Raw genomic sequence first — 15,873 nt, 5'->3', positions numbered from 1 at the left:
GTCGGTTTTCAGAGTAAACTTTGAGAAGCGGGCGTTAGCACTTATTTATCAAATGGTGGATGCAGTCTGATATTTCGACCATTAAAACCTATATTTTCTTAGGTTGTTTATAGCTGTCAAAAGACATAGAGCTACCTTTATTCTGACAGGCAGCTAAGGTGCCTTTGCAGTTGTTAAATCTTTAGGGTTTAAAGGCGGCTTATCCGACATTGCGGACATTAGCTGTTTACGGCAGCAGCTAGCCATTAGCTGACGTTAGCTTTTGTGTTTCTAACGGCTGGTCAGATACGATTGCTGACTCTTTCATTATTTCAATGTAAGAACTGAACAGGGCGTAGAAAGGCATAAAATACACACTAATATAAAGGTCAACTTTCCGATCATAAAGCTGACATAGATTTCATACTTCTATGGCGCTCTGGGGCACTTAAAGTCTTAGATTTCGACATTAAATGCTTATTTAGATAATCTTAAACGTAAAATAGACACAATTTCTTCATGAGTAATATGGCTATTTAAGGTGTATTTAAATTATGCATTGAATGGACTTCCCAGCTTTCACTAGACAGTTTGTAAGGATTGTATTCTTTTGGTACCTAGCAAAGTATGGGAAGTCCAAGAAGTAGAAGATTACTTTTCCAAAAAAACGGGCATCGAAATATTCAATGCCTGTTAACATTTAACCAATACTAGAAGTAGTAACCTACCTGAATATTAAGTTGGTGTTTCCATTCAGTTGAATCGTCTACAAGCGAACCTTTATTAAAGGGTCTGTTTGTACCAGCAACATAATCAACCCAAGCAAAAATTGGCCCAGCAGTAACTCCTACCCCTAAAACATTCGCCTGTGTATCTTCTTGAAAATCGCCAGATTTATCGGTCGTTATTGAATAATCATTATAGAAAGTTAGGTTATTAAACGCACCAAAATCGATATCATGAGAATATGACATATTCACGTTATATATGCTCGCCGAGGTAGGTATACTGTCGTTATAAGCATAAGCTCCGACAGTAACAAAGTCATCACCATTGTCTAAATCATAATCATAATCGGTATATTGAAGCATTAAGGTAAAGTTATTGATAATGCTTTTTAAATGTACAGCATAAGCAGTACGGTCGCCAAGTGAATTATTGGCCCCCTCAAGCTCTCCTGTTAGGAAAGAGCCACCAATTTCGGTCTTAGCAACATCGTTATCAAATGTGTAAGCGTACCTAATATTAATAGTATTACTTTCGCTCAGACCTACGGTAGGTTCAGCATATGCGTCTATGACATTACCGTTGGCATCAAGATCAGTTAGGCCTACAACATCAAAACTGTAACGAGCATTTGTACCACTACCGCCTGTTTCATCATTAAGAAAATAAGCAATACGAATATCATGGTTGTCGTATTTACCGATAAATTTTAGACCTGAATCATATTCATCTTCCAAACCTACGAAATAAGCATCACTATAGAAAAAGCTATTAGAGTTATAACCTAAATTACCAAAAGGCACCTTGGTGACACCTATTTGTCCTTCCCAGTTATCATCAAACTGATACGCAGCATAAGCATGATGAACCACATCCATATACGAATACCAGCGATACTCAGCTGATAACCTGACATCCCCGATAGTACCGTTGACGTCAAGACGGAAAATAGAGAAATCGAAAGAGCCTCCTTCATCTTTATTAGAGTCGCTGTAGTTGTAATTCATACGAATCGCACCGCCGACTTTAATATCGGGCGCTGATGTAGAGGTGACTTTCTTTTCTTCTTTAACTTCCTTTTTCAATTCACTTACTTGTCTTTCGAGCTCAGCAAGACGCTCTGTAGACGATGCTGATGTATCGGCCCAAACCGACGTTGAGCTGGCAAGTAAGCTACCAATTAATATGCTATTATAGATTTTCATGTATTCTCTCCAATTAGTTAGTGTTTATTTTTTTATAGTTTTATTTTATGTTTTACTTAACAGCTAATAATTAGCTGTTAAGTGCTTGTCAGCTGAGAGTCCATTCGAAATTGATGGAACTAGAATTAGCCCACTAATTGTTGATAAAGTTCAGGATCTGTTGCCCCCTCTGTACCAATAACTAATACTTTACTTTGAGCATCTAAATTCAATGCTTTGGCAAAAGTATCCTGCGCACGTGCATTGATAGCGGCGGCTAATCCTGGTACAGCAGATTCTCCAGCTTCAATTGCTGGGTCGCCTTTATAACCTTTGGCTAATAAGCTCATAGTGTCTGCAATAGCGTCTTCACTCAGCGTCATAAAATCATCGGCGCCGTTAGATAATATTTGCCAAGCTAATAAAGAAACTTCACCGCAGGCCAGTCCTGCCATCAATGTATCGAGATCACCATTAACCACCACAGGTTCACCGGCTTTAGCACTAAGCTGTAAACAATTAGCTTGCTCCGGTTCTACCACGATAAATCTTGGACGGCGTTCGCCCCAAAGATCCCAGAAATAGCCCGCTACTGCAGAGGCCAGCCCGCCGACGCCACCTTGGACAAAAACATGAGTAGGTATCTCACCATCAAGCTGTTCGACCGTTTCAGCCAGCATCACGGTATATCCTAAGGCAACGTCTTTAGGCACTTCCATATAACCTTCGTAACTGGTATCGGAAACGATGACCCGGCCATGAGCCTTAGCATCTGCACCAGCCTGACGAACAGATTCGTCGTAGTTGCCACTAATACGAATAACATCAGCGTCAAAGGCTTCCATTGCTACTTTTCTACCTTCAGAGACATCACGGTGAATATAAATAACGCAGCCGCAACCAAACATTTGTGCTCCCCACGCCACAGAACGTCCATGGTTACCATCGGTTGCACAGGTAACAACGATTTCCGCAACGTCTTCTTTCAAACGTCCTTCTAACAAATCTGAAATGCTTGGGCGTTTCCCTAAACGCTGCTCTAATAAATTTTGAAGCTGGCAAGCAACGGCGTATGCACCGCCAAGCGCTTTAAAACTTTTGAGGCCAAATCTCTCTGATTCATCTTTGTACCAAATGGCGGCCAAACCAGCGTCTGCTGCCATCTCAGATAATGAATGTAATGGCGTCGTCGAATAAGCTGGCCATGTTTTTATATTTGCAATCACATCGACAGATTTTTCGACGCTTAATACGTCTCTCTGTGCGTCCGAATATTTATTTTCTCGATGTGCTGCAGGGTTTGCAAAATGGGTTAGCCTACTATTTTGTTTTAACATATTTATAAATGCCTCTAGTTGTCAGATGATTTTTCGAACGACCTAAAATCTAGTAAAATGAATAACCAGATTTAGCTGAATTAAACAAGGTCGATCATAATTAGCCTTATTGGTATTTATAAATAAACCAGACTATTAATTAAGTTATTGCAAGGAATTAGCCTTTAAAGTCCATAGCAAAGTAACTATGACAATAAGTTTACCTAAAGGCGTAGCGGTCATTCTTTCAAATTGACAATGTGCATGAGGAATTACATTTAAATAAGGGGGGTTGACGAGTTTTATCTTCAATTGAACATTAATGAAATAGGTAGCGTTCCACTCTACAGTGCGGCCAGAATGCTTACGATGAATTAGTGGGTAACCGTTGTGAGGAAGTAAACGGCCAGTTTTATACCCAACTTATTTAAGTGTAATAAGTTGGGTTAATAGTGGAGGGGGAAAGTCAGCACCCTATCAATGCACTGGTGTTGATAGTTAGGCCTCTTTAGTGGTTAACATCGTTTGTGCTTTGAAACGAACAACATAGCAATACAACAGCAATGCAACTAAGACAATAACACTGCCTACTAAGGTTATGCTACTTGGCGTTTCACCCAACCCCAGCCACACCCATATTGGCGCAATAATCGACTCTAACAATAAAAACAAACTGACTTCCGTAGCACTGATATAACGTGGCGCGATTTGTAATAAAACAAAACCAATAGGCATAGCAATCGCCGCAGAAAGAAACATAGCAGCTATTTCCTCAGGTCTCGCCACCACTGCACTGGTATTGACCCAGCCAAGCGCAATAATAATTAAGCCACCAACAATAAGCCCCGGTGTAATATCCAGTGAAGAGTGTCGTCGCGCCCAATTAAAGTTTATAGCCATAAAAATAGCACAACCCATAGCCATCATATTACCAAATAAACTATTGCCGCCATCAGCATCGCTGACAATAATAGCCATACCGAGTAAAGTCATTGCAATGGTTAGTCCAACAGCCAAATTAATTCGTTCGCCTAACCATAACCAGGCAATCAATGCTGCAAAAACGGGCGCCGTACTGATAATCATCATTGCTGTTGCTGCGCCAGTTTGTTGCAATGCCTGCGTATAACAGTAAGTATTCATCGCGAAAAAAAAACCACTGATAATACCCGGCCATCCCGCATTCATGAGTGCACGCACTGCGTTTCTGCGATGACGAACCAATACAATAAAAGAAAAACCAAGTGAAAAAAATATGCCACGCCACGATAATACTTCACTATGTTCGATGGCGACCCAACGCAAAATTAACGCATCAGGCGTCAATAACAATACACCTAACAAGCTATAGAGCATCCCTGTCATTTGCTTAGATTGATTTTGTTTACTTTTCACGTTAATCCTTTATTAATCAAATGATTGTGGCATTTGATAATATTTCTATTAGTACAAAGAAAATAGGCCCTGCAAAGCAGAGCCTATTGTAAGAAAGCGGTATGCCTAACGCGTAATAATAGGGAGTTTTTCCCATGCGCGTTTATGTAACATTTCACAACCTTTTTCGGTGATCAGTATATTCTCTTCGTGCACCATCACCTTGCCCGGCGCAAATGTCATGCCTGGCTCTAATGTTAATACCATTCCAGGTTGTAAAATAACATCACCACCTTGCACGTTAGATGGCCATTCTGTTAACTGCATGCCAAGGCCATGACCCATTCGGCCGACATCGTTACCCAGTGAGCCAGCAGCTTCTAGTACCGACCACATAGCTTTCCAAACATCACCAGTCGTGCGCCCTGGTGCAGCAATATCAAGACCAGCTTCAGTCGAAGCATATACTGCTTCATAAGCATCATGGGTGGCTCTATCAATGTCACCAAAAGCAAAATTACGGTCAAAATCACTAAAGTAACCATCAAAATTAGCGCCGGTATCGATGATTAATAAATCACCTTTATCGAGTCGTCGGTCGGTCGGGCCCATAATGATGTTGTCGTATCCGCCTTGTCCTGACGCCGAAATCAAGTAAGGACAAGCATCAGCGCCTAAGCGTAACATCTCCAAATGCATCGATTTACAGGCTTGACGTTCAGTCATACCCGCATGCAAGTTCTCAAGCAAAAAGTCAAAACCCGCCGCCGTAACATCACAAACAAAGCGAATTTTATCGACTTCCGCAGCGGACTTTATACTGCGCAGATTGCGAACAATTTCGCTAACATCGACCATGTCGTGTTGATTTAAGCTCGCTTGCAACGTTTGATAATTGGCAACCGGCATACGTAAATGTGTTTCAGGGCCAAGCATCGCGCCTATGCGTCTTGTTTGCTTAGATACCTCAGCTAAGGTATCAGCGAGTAAGCTAACACCGTCATCTTCAGGGCGTGGCGATGGCCAGGTTCGAACATCATCAATCCAAGTATCATCAAAACCGGCAGCACCTATCCCAGGAACCACCGCAATAGGTTGCCCTTGCGAAGGAATCACTAAAAACCAAGGTCGTGTTGGGCTTTGCCAAAACTGTGAAGCAAAACCACTGAAATAGCGAAATTCATGCTCCGTAGAAAAAAATACGGCATCGATACCTTGAACAGCCATTTGTTGCTGCAGCTTGTCAGTACGTTGTTCAAACTCACTACGTTCGAAGCCTCTTGGTGGGGCTATCAATTCATTTTTCATTTTATTACTCACTTTTATATCGTCTATTTTATCGGGAGCTTAGGCGTTACTTGGCAAAAGCTTGGTCACGCAAAAACAGGGCTATTTCTGGAAAATAAATTAACAGGGCCGACATCATAAAGAGGATCAAAATAAAGGGTAAGGTCCCTCGTATTACTTCCAAATACGGCTTGTTAAAGATTGCTATCGCGGTAAAAATATCGCAACCAAAGGGTGGTGTTGCCGAGCCAACGGCCATTTGAAGGGTGATCATCACGCCTACCAATACAGGATCAAGCCCAACAGCGGTTACTATCGGTACAAAAATAGGTGTCAGAATAACCAAGACCACTAGCGAGTCAACGAACATGCAACCAACAAAGAACGATAAGGCGATCACGAACAATACATATTCTTTGGATGCACCTTCCAGGTCTAACGGCGCCAGGAGTTCCATCGGGATTTGTTCAAATGAGATATACCATGAAAACGCCTGCCCCATGCCAACAAGAATAAAGACTACCGCAGTGATCAAGCCAGTGCTTAACGCCGCATCAACAATATCTTTATACTTTAATTCACGGTAAATGAAGCACTCAAGGATAATCGCATAGAGTACAGAAAATGAGGCCGCTTCAGTGGGCGTTACAGCTCCGGAGTATATTCCTCCCACAATCAGCGTCGGGAAGCCAAGTGGTAATAATGATTTTTTGATCGCCATCAGCTTTTCTGCCATGGTTGATTTTTCTACCAGCGTAATACTATCCCCTTGGTAAACACTATAAAAGTAACAATACGCAGAAAACAGCACAGCCAGTAAAATCCCAGGACCGATACCCGCAATAAACAGCTCACCGACACTAGTATTTGCCAGTGTTCCGTACAGGATCAAACCGATACTCGGCGGAATCAAAAATGCAATATCACTGGCATTAATGATTAAAGCCATCACGAAGCTGTCTTTATAGCCCGCCTGGAGCAATTTTGGCCGCATGATCTGGCCAACGGACACTACTGTTGCCTGGGTTGAACCTGAGACAGAGCCAAACAAAGTGCAACTAATGCAAGCAGTGATAGGTAAACCACCGCGCAGATGACCAACGAATGATTCGATTAGGCCCAGTAGATTGTGCGCGGTATGTCCCCGAGTCATTATGTCTGCAGCAAGAATAAACATCGGTACTGCAATCAAGGCATTTGGCGAGATGCCAGTAACCATCTGCTGTATTATCACCCCGGTGTCTATTCCAGAAAAATGGACCAGACCAATAAGTGCGCCAACCGATAAAGGTACCACCATAGGAAAACTTAAAAACAGTAAAACAATCATCACGGAAACTAAGGTAAAGGTGATAACGTAAACATCGAGTTCACCAGCAATGATGTTAGAAAAAAACTCAAAAACAGCACTCATGATAGTTCACCTTTATCAATTACTTCACGCGACAAATAAATTTCTTTATGGGTAATATTCAAAAAGAAGGCGATTAAATACTGCACGCCTGCAATACCTAGTCCTAAGGGGATTATCGAATAAATGATGTAAACGGGGAATTGCAACGCTGGACTTAATCGATTGAGTTCTTTTAACTCAATTACGTAAAATACTGCCTTGTAGGCAAGGTAAAACATCAACAGGCCAGTGGAGATTGATATCAAGGTCGAAATAACTTTTTTGGCACGATAACCTAAAGCGTCATATACTGCCGTCATTCGAATGTTACGACCTTTACGCACCGCATAAGCAAATCCGATGAAGGTGATTGCTACAATCAAGAATTGGTTGAGCTCTTCGGCAAAGAATAAGCTTTCGCCAAAAGCATACCGCCCGATAGCATTAGCGGTGGAATTAACCATCATCAAAAGAATCGAATAGCAAACTACAAATTGCTCTATCGATTCAGTCACCTTACTGATGGTAATGAATATTTTTTTCATAATATTACCTCGAACACCACACAATGGATGTTGCCTTTGTCATATTAAAGAAGATGACCAATTCTTACTAAATACCTAGACATCTAAATGGCCTGGTGATAAACACGGGAAATTAGCCTAACTATTCTCCCGCATTCATCTATTGAGCTATGGGGCTTTTGCTGCCTTAACTTCTTCGATCAAAGTGCTCAAGATCTTTTTGGCTCCAACACGCGCCTGCGCTTTTTCTGCATCTTTATAAGCATTTTCGACCACATCATAATAGGTATCGTGGATTGAACTGCTTAGTACTTTGAAGCGAGCACGTTCTTTTTCATTAAGAACAACAATTTTCATGTCAGGACGTTCAGAGATAATTTTGTCCAGATTTTCTTGGTTAATGCGGATTTGATATTCGTGAGCAGCTTGTTCTGCAACAGTGATCGCCTTACGTACCATCGCTTGTTTCTTAGCCGATAATCCATTGAACCACTTGCTATTGGTCGACACAGTACCGACGTATGGCTGTTGGCCAGGAAACATCAAATAGTCCTGAACTTCATGCCATTTAGCGTTGTAAACAAAGTAAATGGGGTTAACCATGCCATCAACCGTTTTAAGTTGTAGCGCACCATAAACTTCGCCCCAAGACAAAGGTGTCGGGGTCGCACCAAATGCTTTATAGGTTTCTACCGGAATAGTCGAGGTAAATGTACGAATTTTATGACCTGCAAAATCTTCAGGACTGCGAATCGCCTTATTGGCGCCCCAAACCATTTCACCTTCAGAAATCATCGTCAATAACTTCAAATTTACTTTTTCAAAACGATCAGCCAAATCACTATAGATAGCCTTGCTGCTGGTCAGTAATTTACGCACGACATCAGTATCGGTACCTAAGACATAAGGTATACTCAGCGCCTGAACTTCCGGTACATAAGAACCTAAATGACCAGTCCCCACCGATACAAATTGAATGACTCCCTTAGCCGTAAGCTCAACAATGTCGTTCTCAGTCCCTAATTGACCGTAATAATAAACTTTGACGCGAATATCGCCGTCAGATTCTTTTTTTATTGTCTTGGCGAAAGTTTTCGCGAAGATGTCTTGGACATCTTGTCTATCTTCTTCAGAAGCGAACTTCCAGGTTTCAGCACTCACGCCTAAGCTAAGAGTTAGTGTTAATAAAGCTGCTAGTAATTTACTCATTTTATTTTCCTTACTTTTATTATGGTTAAAATTAATGTAATAGTTATTTCAATTGATCTGATACAAGTTGCACCCAATATTGCGCACCATACTTAAGAATATTGTCATTAAAATCATATTCAGGGTTATGTAGAGCACATCCTCCGACAGAATCGACACCGTTACCCAATAATCCATAACAACCGGGTTTAACACGTAACATGCTGGAGAAATCTTCTGAAATGGTCAGAGGAAGGCAATTTTGTTCAACATGCTCGTCTCCAAAGACAGCAACAGCCGCTTGGATAACATGTTCAGTTGGTGTGCTGCTATTAACGGTAGGGTAAAAGGTATTGATAAAATCAAAACGATGTTGCGCACCAGCAGCCTGACAAATACCGGCAACTATACGCTCCATCGCTTGTTCTATTTTGACTAAACTGTCTTCGGTAAAACAGCGGCAGTCACCCTTGATAATCACCTGAGATGGGATCACGTTAACTGTGCCATTAGTAATAAATTCGGTCGCTGACACCACTGCGGTTTCTTCAATCGCGTTTAGATTTCGCGATACAATAGTTTGCAGGGCCATTATAATTTGAGAACCGACTACGATAGGGTCAATGCCGCGATGAGGCATTGCGGCATGTCCACCGACGCCCTCTATCACAATTTCAAAGCTACTTTCACTCGCCATCAATGAACCGGGACGAACTATAAATTGGCCCTCGGCTAGCCCAGGCATGTTGTGTAAGCCATATATAGTGTCAATGTGAAAACGCTCAAACAAGCCATCATCAATCATCGCCTGTGCGCCTTTTCCGTGCTCTTCATCAGGCTGAAAAATAAAATGCACAGTGCCATTAAAGCCTTTGTTTTCGGCTAAGTAGCTGGCAGCACCAAGCAGCATTGCCGAGTGACCATCATGCCCACAGGCGTGCATTTTTCCCTCATGGCAAGACCGATGTTCAAAGCTATTTTGTTCATTGATATGAAGTGCATCCATATCGGCACGTAAACCAATACTGGCATCGCCGGTACCACAGCGTAATACACCAACAATACCTTGTTCACCAATATTGCGGGTAACTTCAATACCAAAGCTTTCAAGTTTGTCGGCAATAAAATTAGCGGTTAATGGTACATCAAAGCCACACTCAGGGAAGCGGTGCATATGACGGCGCCATTGTGTCATTTGAGTTATCAATTGTGTATTTAAAGTCAAAATTCAGTCTCCAACCGTATTATTTAGATCGTTATTCAGGTGTTAATTCAGATGTTAGTTCAGCATCACTGACCAACTTATCGCGCAATAATGCGCCAAAACCAGTGATAGCCTTAGGATAGTTCACCAGTTTCAAACTGTGCCATACAAGTGCTTGATTACTACTGACAACAGGAATATTCAATCGCTGTTCAATTTCATCAATGACCACAGACGCCCGTAATGCTGTACACGAAACAAACAACAAATCAGCCGTAGGTTCGCAACAAGCGACTGCCTGATCGGCTATATCCTGTGGCGTTATATAAGTCATTGCGGTGTCGTCTTCAAATCCAAAACCCGAAATACTCAACACCTCGTAGCCCTGTGTGGTAAAAAAATCGGCAATGTCACGGTTAACCGCTTCGGTATAGGGGGTTAAAATTGAGATCCGTTTTGCATCAAAATGCTCAAAAGCCAACATTACCGCTGTGATAGGATTGGTTACGGGCACACCGGGGCGAGTTTGGTGGATTAGTTCGTTAACCTGTTCAACTCCAATGGCAACCGTACCTGAGGTACACGCATAAATAATCGCATCGAGATCTGTACCCGGTAAAATAGTATCAGCAGTGGCACTAATACTAGGCGCCATTTTTTTCAAATTTTCGATAGTCAAAGGGTTAATATTTTTCACTCTGCTAGTGAAAAACTGAACATCGTTAGGATACATTTGTTGTAGATCAGCCTCGATGTTAAAGTCGGTTGCTAGTGAGATTACTCCGATCCGGCCACCTGAGGCCAGAGAGTCTAATGGTTGTTGATGTTGAACCGTTGTAAATTTCATGGTCGCCTTACCTTGTCTGAAAACTAAAATATCGAGCAATTTATACTAGAAAAATATGATGGCTAAAGTCAGTCTCAAGGTGTTAGTAATAGTACTGAATGGAGCATGCTTATTATACTACGTTACATTTAATGCAGAAATTAACGGATTAAGAACCCTTAAATGATGGCAATCCGCAAAATCACACTTAAAACATATTAATTCACTACATTTTTTTAAAACCACTAAAAAACGTCGGATTAGAAGCCCTGAGTAAAAATAAAATAATGCTCATCTTCCATTATAGTATTGAGGGATGTTTTACGTATGCCTCAAACTCATTAAATTGAGCGAAGCCCTTACGTAAAAAGGGACACAGCAGAGATAATTAAAAATTGGTATGTTTTCATTGGTCATTAAATGTCAGTTTTAATGAAGGAAAAACATCATAGTCAGCAGCAAAGCGGCAGAAAATATGGCAATAATGAATAAAATGGCGCTCAACTTATGAAGAGTTGACTAATGATTATAGATGAAAGTCTTGAGGTTGGTTTCACATCAGTATAAATTGGAACTGTTTCCTCTGCCTTTAATAGGCAGAATAATATTTCGTTTAAACAGGCTGATGTTCCTTATGAATAGCGCTAAAATGGCAACCCTAGATAACTTCGATCGCAAAATTTTAGAAATTGTTCAACAATCCAATAGAACAACGTCTGATCGAATAGCGGAACAAATTGGTCTCTCTCCCGCGGCGGTACAACGCCGTATGAAACGAATGCGTGAAGAACATGTGATTCAGGCAGATGTCTCGGTTGTTAACCCACAAGCAGTAGGTCTTGGTGTTACTATTGTTGTAGAAGTAACATTAGAGCGAGAGCGCTCCGACTTACTTGACTCTTTTAAAAAAGAAATGAGAAGCAACCCAGCTGTTCAGCAGTGCTTTTACGTAACTGGCAGCGCTGACTTTATTTTGGTAGTTACGGCGATTGATATGGATGACTACGAATCTTTTACGCGTGATGTATTTTTTGAAAATCATAATGTTCGTAATTTTCAATCAAACGTGGTGATGAATCACGTAAAAAGAGGCCTTACGGTGCCCGTTAATCTCGAAGATTAATCACACATTGTAACAGGTCAATAGGTAATACTAAGTTAGTTGTAGATAGATATTATTGGGCGGTAATAGATACATATCTATTCGGACGCAAGACAGGATAGTGTTCGTTATCTGTTTTGTTTAAGCTAACTTATGTATCGGGTCTCATTTGTTCTAAATATCTATAATTATCAGAGACAATGTTTGTTTTTTATTGCTTTGAAGCACTATTTAAATTTTTATAACTCGCTTGGGGGGCGATAGCGCCTTAGAGTATATATTCTAATGTCAGCTATCCTTGCAGATAGCAGACATAAGGTTGAGGGTAGCTCTTGCAACAAAAAGTTAGCAATTTAAATTAACGCAACATGTCAGCAAATAGCGATCACTTGTCGCTAGATAAGCTAAGGCTAACGTCCGGTTTCGTATCAAAAGGGTCGTTAGAATCGCTGCATTGACTCTGTCCGTTATGTCCGCTTTAGGCTCTAAGCAGTCTTTAGCTTTTACACCACCAACGGCAGTAATGAGCTTAAAACTGCCTTTCAAACGACCAGAAACCTTAGTTAATATTGTTCTAATTATACTTATGGTTCACCATTAATTAACCTTGTGTAATTTCTATTTTAAATACTTCTGACACCATGGCGTAATAGACAAAGTTAGTTTCCCAAATTTGAAACATCTCTATCGCTTGTTCAATAGGATATATACCGAATAGGTTTTGAAATACGCCTGCATCAAAATCGAAATCCAAGTCTTTAGCAAGTTCTGCCATATAGCCACTACCGACATATGTAAAATCGGTAATGTAATTGAACCTCCAATAATCACCTTCGTTCTCTAATCGAATTTCTACAGGGTGATAACCACCATCGTCGGCTGAATAGTTAGGGTCTTGAAAGTTAATGGTTACGGCATTTTCATTTTCATGGGGTGTAATTAAGCCGGCAATATAAAGTGTGAACATTGGGCTCATAGGCACGGCTAGTCCTTCGTGTTTAATACGAATAGTCATGGTTTTATTCCTTTGGTTTATTTAGTTGGGTTTTGAATGGGTATGTAGAAAACCCCTAGGCTGATGAGTATTAACTTAGGGGTATTCGTTGTAAGTGGTGGTTATTTCTTTTTGCTTAGGTGGGAGTTCACCTTGTCGAGCAAGGCATCAAGTTCGCCAGCAACAACCGCTTCAATAACGGTTTTAATTATCAAAACTAGATTTTCTTTTTCACCTACTTCAATGGCATGATTACCTTTACTTAATTCCAAAGGCTTATTGCCGTATCGCACCTCAAAAAAGTACTGGTTATTTCTTAGGTAGTACCAAGGACTGACTTTTTTTGGTATTTTTATTTTCTCTTGTTGACCTGATTCAGCATTCTTTTGCCATTTTTCTTTGTAAACCGTATAGGTTTCGCCAGCAACGTGGCTTTGTGCCATAGCAAGTTGCTGGTTTAGCTTAGTTAACAGTTTTTCACGTTTCTTTAATGTTGGGTTTTCTGATGTTTTTTCAGGGCGTGTTGATAGTTTGAGTGAACTCAATAATGTAGACATGGTATGTACCTTTTTGGTTATTAAATTGGGTGATTGATTAACGTGGTATTACTTTGCGGTTAGTTTTTATTGAACGAAACCGATGGATTTACGTTGTTGCTTACGGTTGTTTTCCTCCTGTAGTAGTTGAATGTTCTGAGCGTTGGTTAATGGTTTTTTACTTAAACGGTTTCGCCGAGCGACTATGGCAAAATCACCACCAGTTAAATGCTTCATTTGAAGTAATTGTTGTTTCTGTGTTGATGAAATATTGCCGACAACTTCTTGATATAATTTCAGTACTTGTTGCTGATTGAGATAAGTTAATGTCAGCTTGAAATCGAAACGCCTACGAACAGCTGAATCAATCGATTCAGCTGCATTTGTCGCAGCGAATAGCGTAAGCTCACTTTGCTGAATCTGTTGAAGGAATTCGTTTACAAGCTGCCTCTCGAACTGATTTGTTAAAGATGCACGATTGCTAAGTAAGCTATCAACTTCATCTAGAAACAAAATGGCATTTTGCTGATGCGCTTGTCTAAAAATTTGGGCTACGTTTTTCTCACTTTCCCCCACGTACTTTCCCAGCACATCACTGCATTTAACGGTAATTAATTCTTGCTCTAAAGATTCGGCAAGGTGATTAACTAAGGCTGTTTTTCCCGAACCTGGGGGGCCAAACAATAACGCTCTTGTGCCATCAAAAGTGGTAACGGCTTTAATCAACTCTTCAATGGAATTCATATCACCTTTTAGGTTGATGTACTGTTTATCAAAGGGGATTTCTGCCTGATAACGTGGCTTCGACATAGTTAAAGAACAGGCTGATAATGTTTGTTCAATATGCTCTTCAATACACTGCTCTGCTTTTTTGCCAGTAAGGTTTATTAACCTTGCTACATTGGCGGCTTGTGTAACATGCGCTGGCGTTAAATCGTCAATCTGGCTAAGTGACTCTTTAAAAGCTGGCGTTACACGTAAATGCTTAAGCGGCTTACTCAATATCTGTTTCTTAATGGTGGCTGGCGGTGTCGGTACTTCCAATACATAGCTGAAACGTCTAATACAACTGTCTTCCACTTGGTCGATATGATTGGTTATCCAGATTGTAGGTAGAGCATTATCACTTAACACTTGATGTAATCGGTCTTTAGAAACCTTCTTTTCGCCAAAATCAGCAAAGAACACATCTTCGCATTCATCAACTATCAGCATTGAATTTGGCTCACCAGCTAACATTGCCTGTAACAGGTCGTAATGTTGTAAGCGAAGCGTTGCGGTATTTAATTCTGAGGTAAGCTCGTCTTTCTTAACTTGATACTGTTCACCTTGAGCTTTAACTGTCATTAAACTGCTCCTGCAATAGTGCGCGAGTACCTTACTTAACTCGGTTTTACCTGTACCTGCTATGCCGTGTATAAGTATATTTACTCCATGTACTTTCTGTTTAACCGCCTGTTTCATAAACTCGGTTAGATAACTCAGGTTAAGGTGTGGGTAATCATGTAGTGACAACTCACTTTTTGGTAGTACTTCAAAGCAACCTGAAACCAGCTCTTTAAAGTTATTGGTATCTATACTGACCACGTTATTGACTAAGGCTTTAGGTAAATGAAGTATGCTTAAAACCTCGTTGCAGGGGTGTGGGAATAGACCTGTTTTTGAAATAGCTAACGTGGCTATTTCTATTTCCACCAATCCCATGTTAAGCGCCGAAGAAATCAGTAAATTATGTTTATTGGTTGTGTAATAAAGATGGTTGCTAATGAAGTCGGCTAAACCAAAGTTAAGTGTACAAAGAGCAGATAACTGAAGTAGCGGCTCACACGCTTTACTTAATTTTAGAGCGTCACAAATAACATGGCAGTTATTGACTAGCCTTTTATTGAGCAGGTCATTTTGCTTAGGTATATTTAATAGATTATTAAGTTCAGCCAAACGTTCATTGTCCGATTTACCTTTGGTCTTAAATGACTTTCCTGTTAATGCGGTAATGGTTACTTCAGGGATTTCCTCTAAAGCATCTGCTTCGTAATAACTTGAATTGATAATCTCTTTTACAAAGTCGCAGGCGAGTTTCTGTATACCGAGTGAGTTGAACTGCATCGGATGTCTTCTTGTTGTGTTGGTGGGGTAGCTACATTTTACTATCTTTAAGTGCCTATTATTAGGGCACTTTTTGACAACTTTATTTATATTTCGGTGATTGTTCGAGGCTGATGTTTTGAGGTTTTTTAGCG

Annotated in this window: 13 protein-coding genes; 1 reads left to right on the top strand and 12 read right to left on the bottom strand. The window is 40.6% G+C overall.

Annotated features, from left to right (window positions below; all coding sequences use genetic code 11):
• Positions 1–689: 689 nt before the first annotated feature.
• The 9 genes from A3Q33_RS05560 to A3Q33_RS05520 all read right to left on the bottom strand — a co-directional run bounded on the left by A3Q33_RS05560 (position 690) and on the right by A3Q33_RS05520 (position 11,022).
• Positions 690–1,910: a putative porin gene (locus A3Q33_RS05560; protein ID WP_081179094.1), complete on the bottom strand. Its 1,221-nt coding sequence runs from the start codon at positions 1,908–1,910 to the stop codon at positions 690–692.
• Positions 1,911–2,035: 125 nt separating this feature from the next.
• Positions 2,036–3,226 carry a diaminopropionate ammonia-lyase gene (locus A3Q33_RS05555; protein WP_081179093.1) on the bottom strand — a complete coding sequence of 397 codons (1,191 nt, stop codon included), beginning with the start codon at positions 3,224–3,226 and terminating at the stop codon, positions 2,036–2,038.
• 477 nt (positions 3,227–3,703) lie between these two features.
• Positions 3,704–4,600 (bottom strand): DMT family transporter, encoded by an 897-nt coding sequence (locus tag A3Q33_RS05550; RefSeq protein WP_081179092.1) that lies wholly within the window; start codon positions 4,598–4,600, stop codon positions 3,704–3,706.
• Positions 4,601–4,705: 105 nt separating this feature from the next.
• A complete protein-coding gene (locus A3Q33_RS05545; RefSeq protein WP_081179091.1) occupies positions 4,706–5,887 on the bottom strand; it encodes a M24 family metallopeptidase in 1,182 nt (393 codons plus the stop codon).
• A gap of 46 nt (positions 5,888–5,933) precedes the next feature.
• Positions 5,934–7,280: a TRAP transporter large permease gene (locus tag A3Q33_RS05540; RefSeq protein WP_081179090.1), complete on the bottom strand. Its 1,347-nt coding sequence runs from the start codon at positions 7,278–7,280 to the stop codon at positions 5,934–5,936.
• Entirely contained in the window at positions 7,277–7,804 is a 528-nt protein-coding gene (locus tag A3Q33_RS05535; protein WP_081179089.1) for a TRAP transporter small permease, read from the bottom strand. The genes A3Q33_RS05540 and A3Q33_RS05535 overlap by 4 nt, the downstream gene beginning before the upstream one ends.
• A gap of 147 nt (positions 7,805–7,951) precedes the next feature.
• Positions 7,952–8,992 carry a TRAP transporter substrate-binding protein gene (locus A3Q33_RS05530; protein ID WP_081179088.1) on the bottom strand — a complete coding sequence of 347 codons (1,041 nt, stop codon included), beginning with the start codon at positions 8,990–8,992 and terminating at the stop codon, positions 7,952–7,954.
• A gap of 43 nt (positions 8,993–9,035) precedes the next feature.
• Positions 9,036–10,196, bottom strand: a complete 1,161-nt coding sequence (locus A3Q33_RS05525; RefSeq protein WP_231295780.1) for a M20 aminoacylase family protein — start codon at positions 10,194–10,196, stop codon at positions 9,036–9,038.
• Between the two features lie 31 nt (positions 10,197–10,227).
• Entirely contained in the window at positions 10,228–11,022 is a 795-nt protein-coding gene (locus A3Q33_RS05520; protein ID WP_081179087.1) for a maleate cis-trans isomerase family protein, read from the bottom strand.
• A 613-nt stretch (positions 11,023–11,635) separates the two neighbouring features.
• On the opposite strand from A3Q33_RS05520, the gene A3Q33_RS05515 reads away from it, so the two are divergent.
• On the top strand, positions 11,636–12,124 hold the full coding sequence (locus A3Q33_RS05515) for an Lrp/AsnC family transcriptional regulator (RefSeq protein WP_081179086.1): 489 nt from the start codon (positions 11,636–11,638) through the stop codon (positions 12,122–12,124).
• Positions 12,125–12,704: 580 nt separating this feature from the next.
• On the opposite strand, the gene A3Q33_RS05510 is transcribed toward A3Q33_RS05515, so the two are convergent.
• The 3 genes from A3Q33_RS05510 to A3Q33_RS05500 all read right to left on the bottom strand — a co-directional run bounded on the left by A3Q33_RS05510 (position 12,705) and on the right by A3Q33_RS05500 (position 15,739).
• Positions 12,705–13,118 carry a DUF2787 family protein gene (locus tag A3Q33_RS05510; protein WP_231295779.1) on the bottom strand — a complete coding sequence of 138 codons (414 nt, stop codon included), beginning with the start codon at positions 13,116–13,118 and terminating at the stop codon, positions 12,705–12,707.
• 101 nt (positions 13,119–13,219) lie between these two features.
• Entirely contained in the window at positions 13,220–13,654 is a 435-nt protein-coding gene (locus A3Q33_RS05505; protein ID WP_081179085.1) for a DUF6641 family protein, read from the bottom strand.
• A gap of 66 nt (positions 13,655–13,720) precedes the next feature.
• Entirely contained in the window at positions 13,721–15,739 is a 2,019-nt protein-coding gene (locus A3Q33_RS05500; protein ID WP_081179084.1) for an AAA family ATPase, read from the bottom strand.
• Positions 15,740–15,873: the final 134 nt, after the last annotated feature.

This window comes from Colwellia sp. PAMC 21821 (genome assembly GCF_002077175.1).
GTDB lineage: Bacteria > Pseudomonadota > Gammaproteobacteria > Enterobacterales > Alteromonadaceae > Cognaticolwellia.
The sequence above is the reverse complement of the archived record's forward strand: the minus strand, read 5'-3'. Positions and strand labels throughout refer to the sequence as shown.

Bases quoted from the DNA above. Each gene is read 5' to 3' on its own strand.
- A3Q33_RS05515 (WP_081179086.1), top strand. From the start codon at position 11,636: ATGAATAGCGCTAAAATGGCAACCCTAGATAACTTCGATCGCAAAATT.
- A3Q33_RS05500 (WP_081179084.1), bottom strand. From the start codon at position 15,739: ATGCAGTTCAACTCACTCGGTATACAGAAACTCGCCTGCGACTTTGTA.
- A3Q33_RS05560 (WP_081179094.1), bottom strand. From the start codon at position 1,910: ATGAAAATCTATAATAGCATATTAATTGGTAGCTTACTTGCCAGCTCA.
- A3Q33_RS05545 (WP_081179091.1), bottom strand. From the start codon at position 5,887: ATGAAAAATGAATTGATAGCCCCACCAAGAGGCTTCGAACGTAGTGAG.
- A3Q33_RS05520 (WP_081179087.1), bottom strand. From the start codon at position 11,022: ATGAAATTTACAACGGTTCAACATCAACAACCATTAGACTCTCTGGCC.
- A3Q33_RS05510 (WP_231295779.1), bottom strand. From the start codon at position 13,118: ATGACTATTCGTATTAAACACGAAGGACTAGCCGTGCCTATGAGCCCA.
- A3Q33_RS05535 (WP_081179089.1), bottom strand. From the start codon at position 7,804: ATGAAAAAAATATTCATTACCATCAGTAAGGTGACTGAATCGATAGAG.
- A3Q33_RS05540 (WP_081179090.1), bottom strand. From the start codon at position 7,280: ATGAGTGCTGTTTTTGAGTTTTTTTCTAACATCATTGCTGGTGAACTC.
- A3Q33_RS05505 (WP_081179085.1), bottom strand. From the start codon at position 13,654: ATGTCTACATTATTGAGTTCACTCAAACTATCAACACGCCCTGAAAAA.
- A3Q33_RS05530 (WP_081179088.1), bottom strand. From the start codon at position 8,992: ATGAGTAAATTACTAGCAGCTTTATTAACACTAACTCTTAGCTTAGGC.
- A3Q33_RS05555 (WP_081179093.1), bottom strand. From the start codon at position 3,226: ATGTTAAAACAAAATAGTAGGCTAACCCATTTTGCAAACCCTGCAGCA.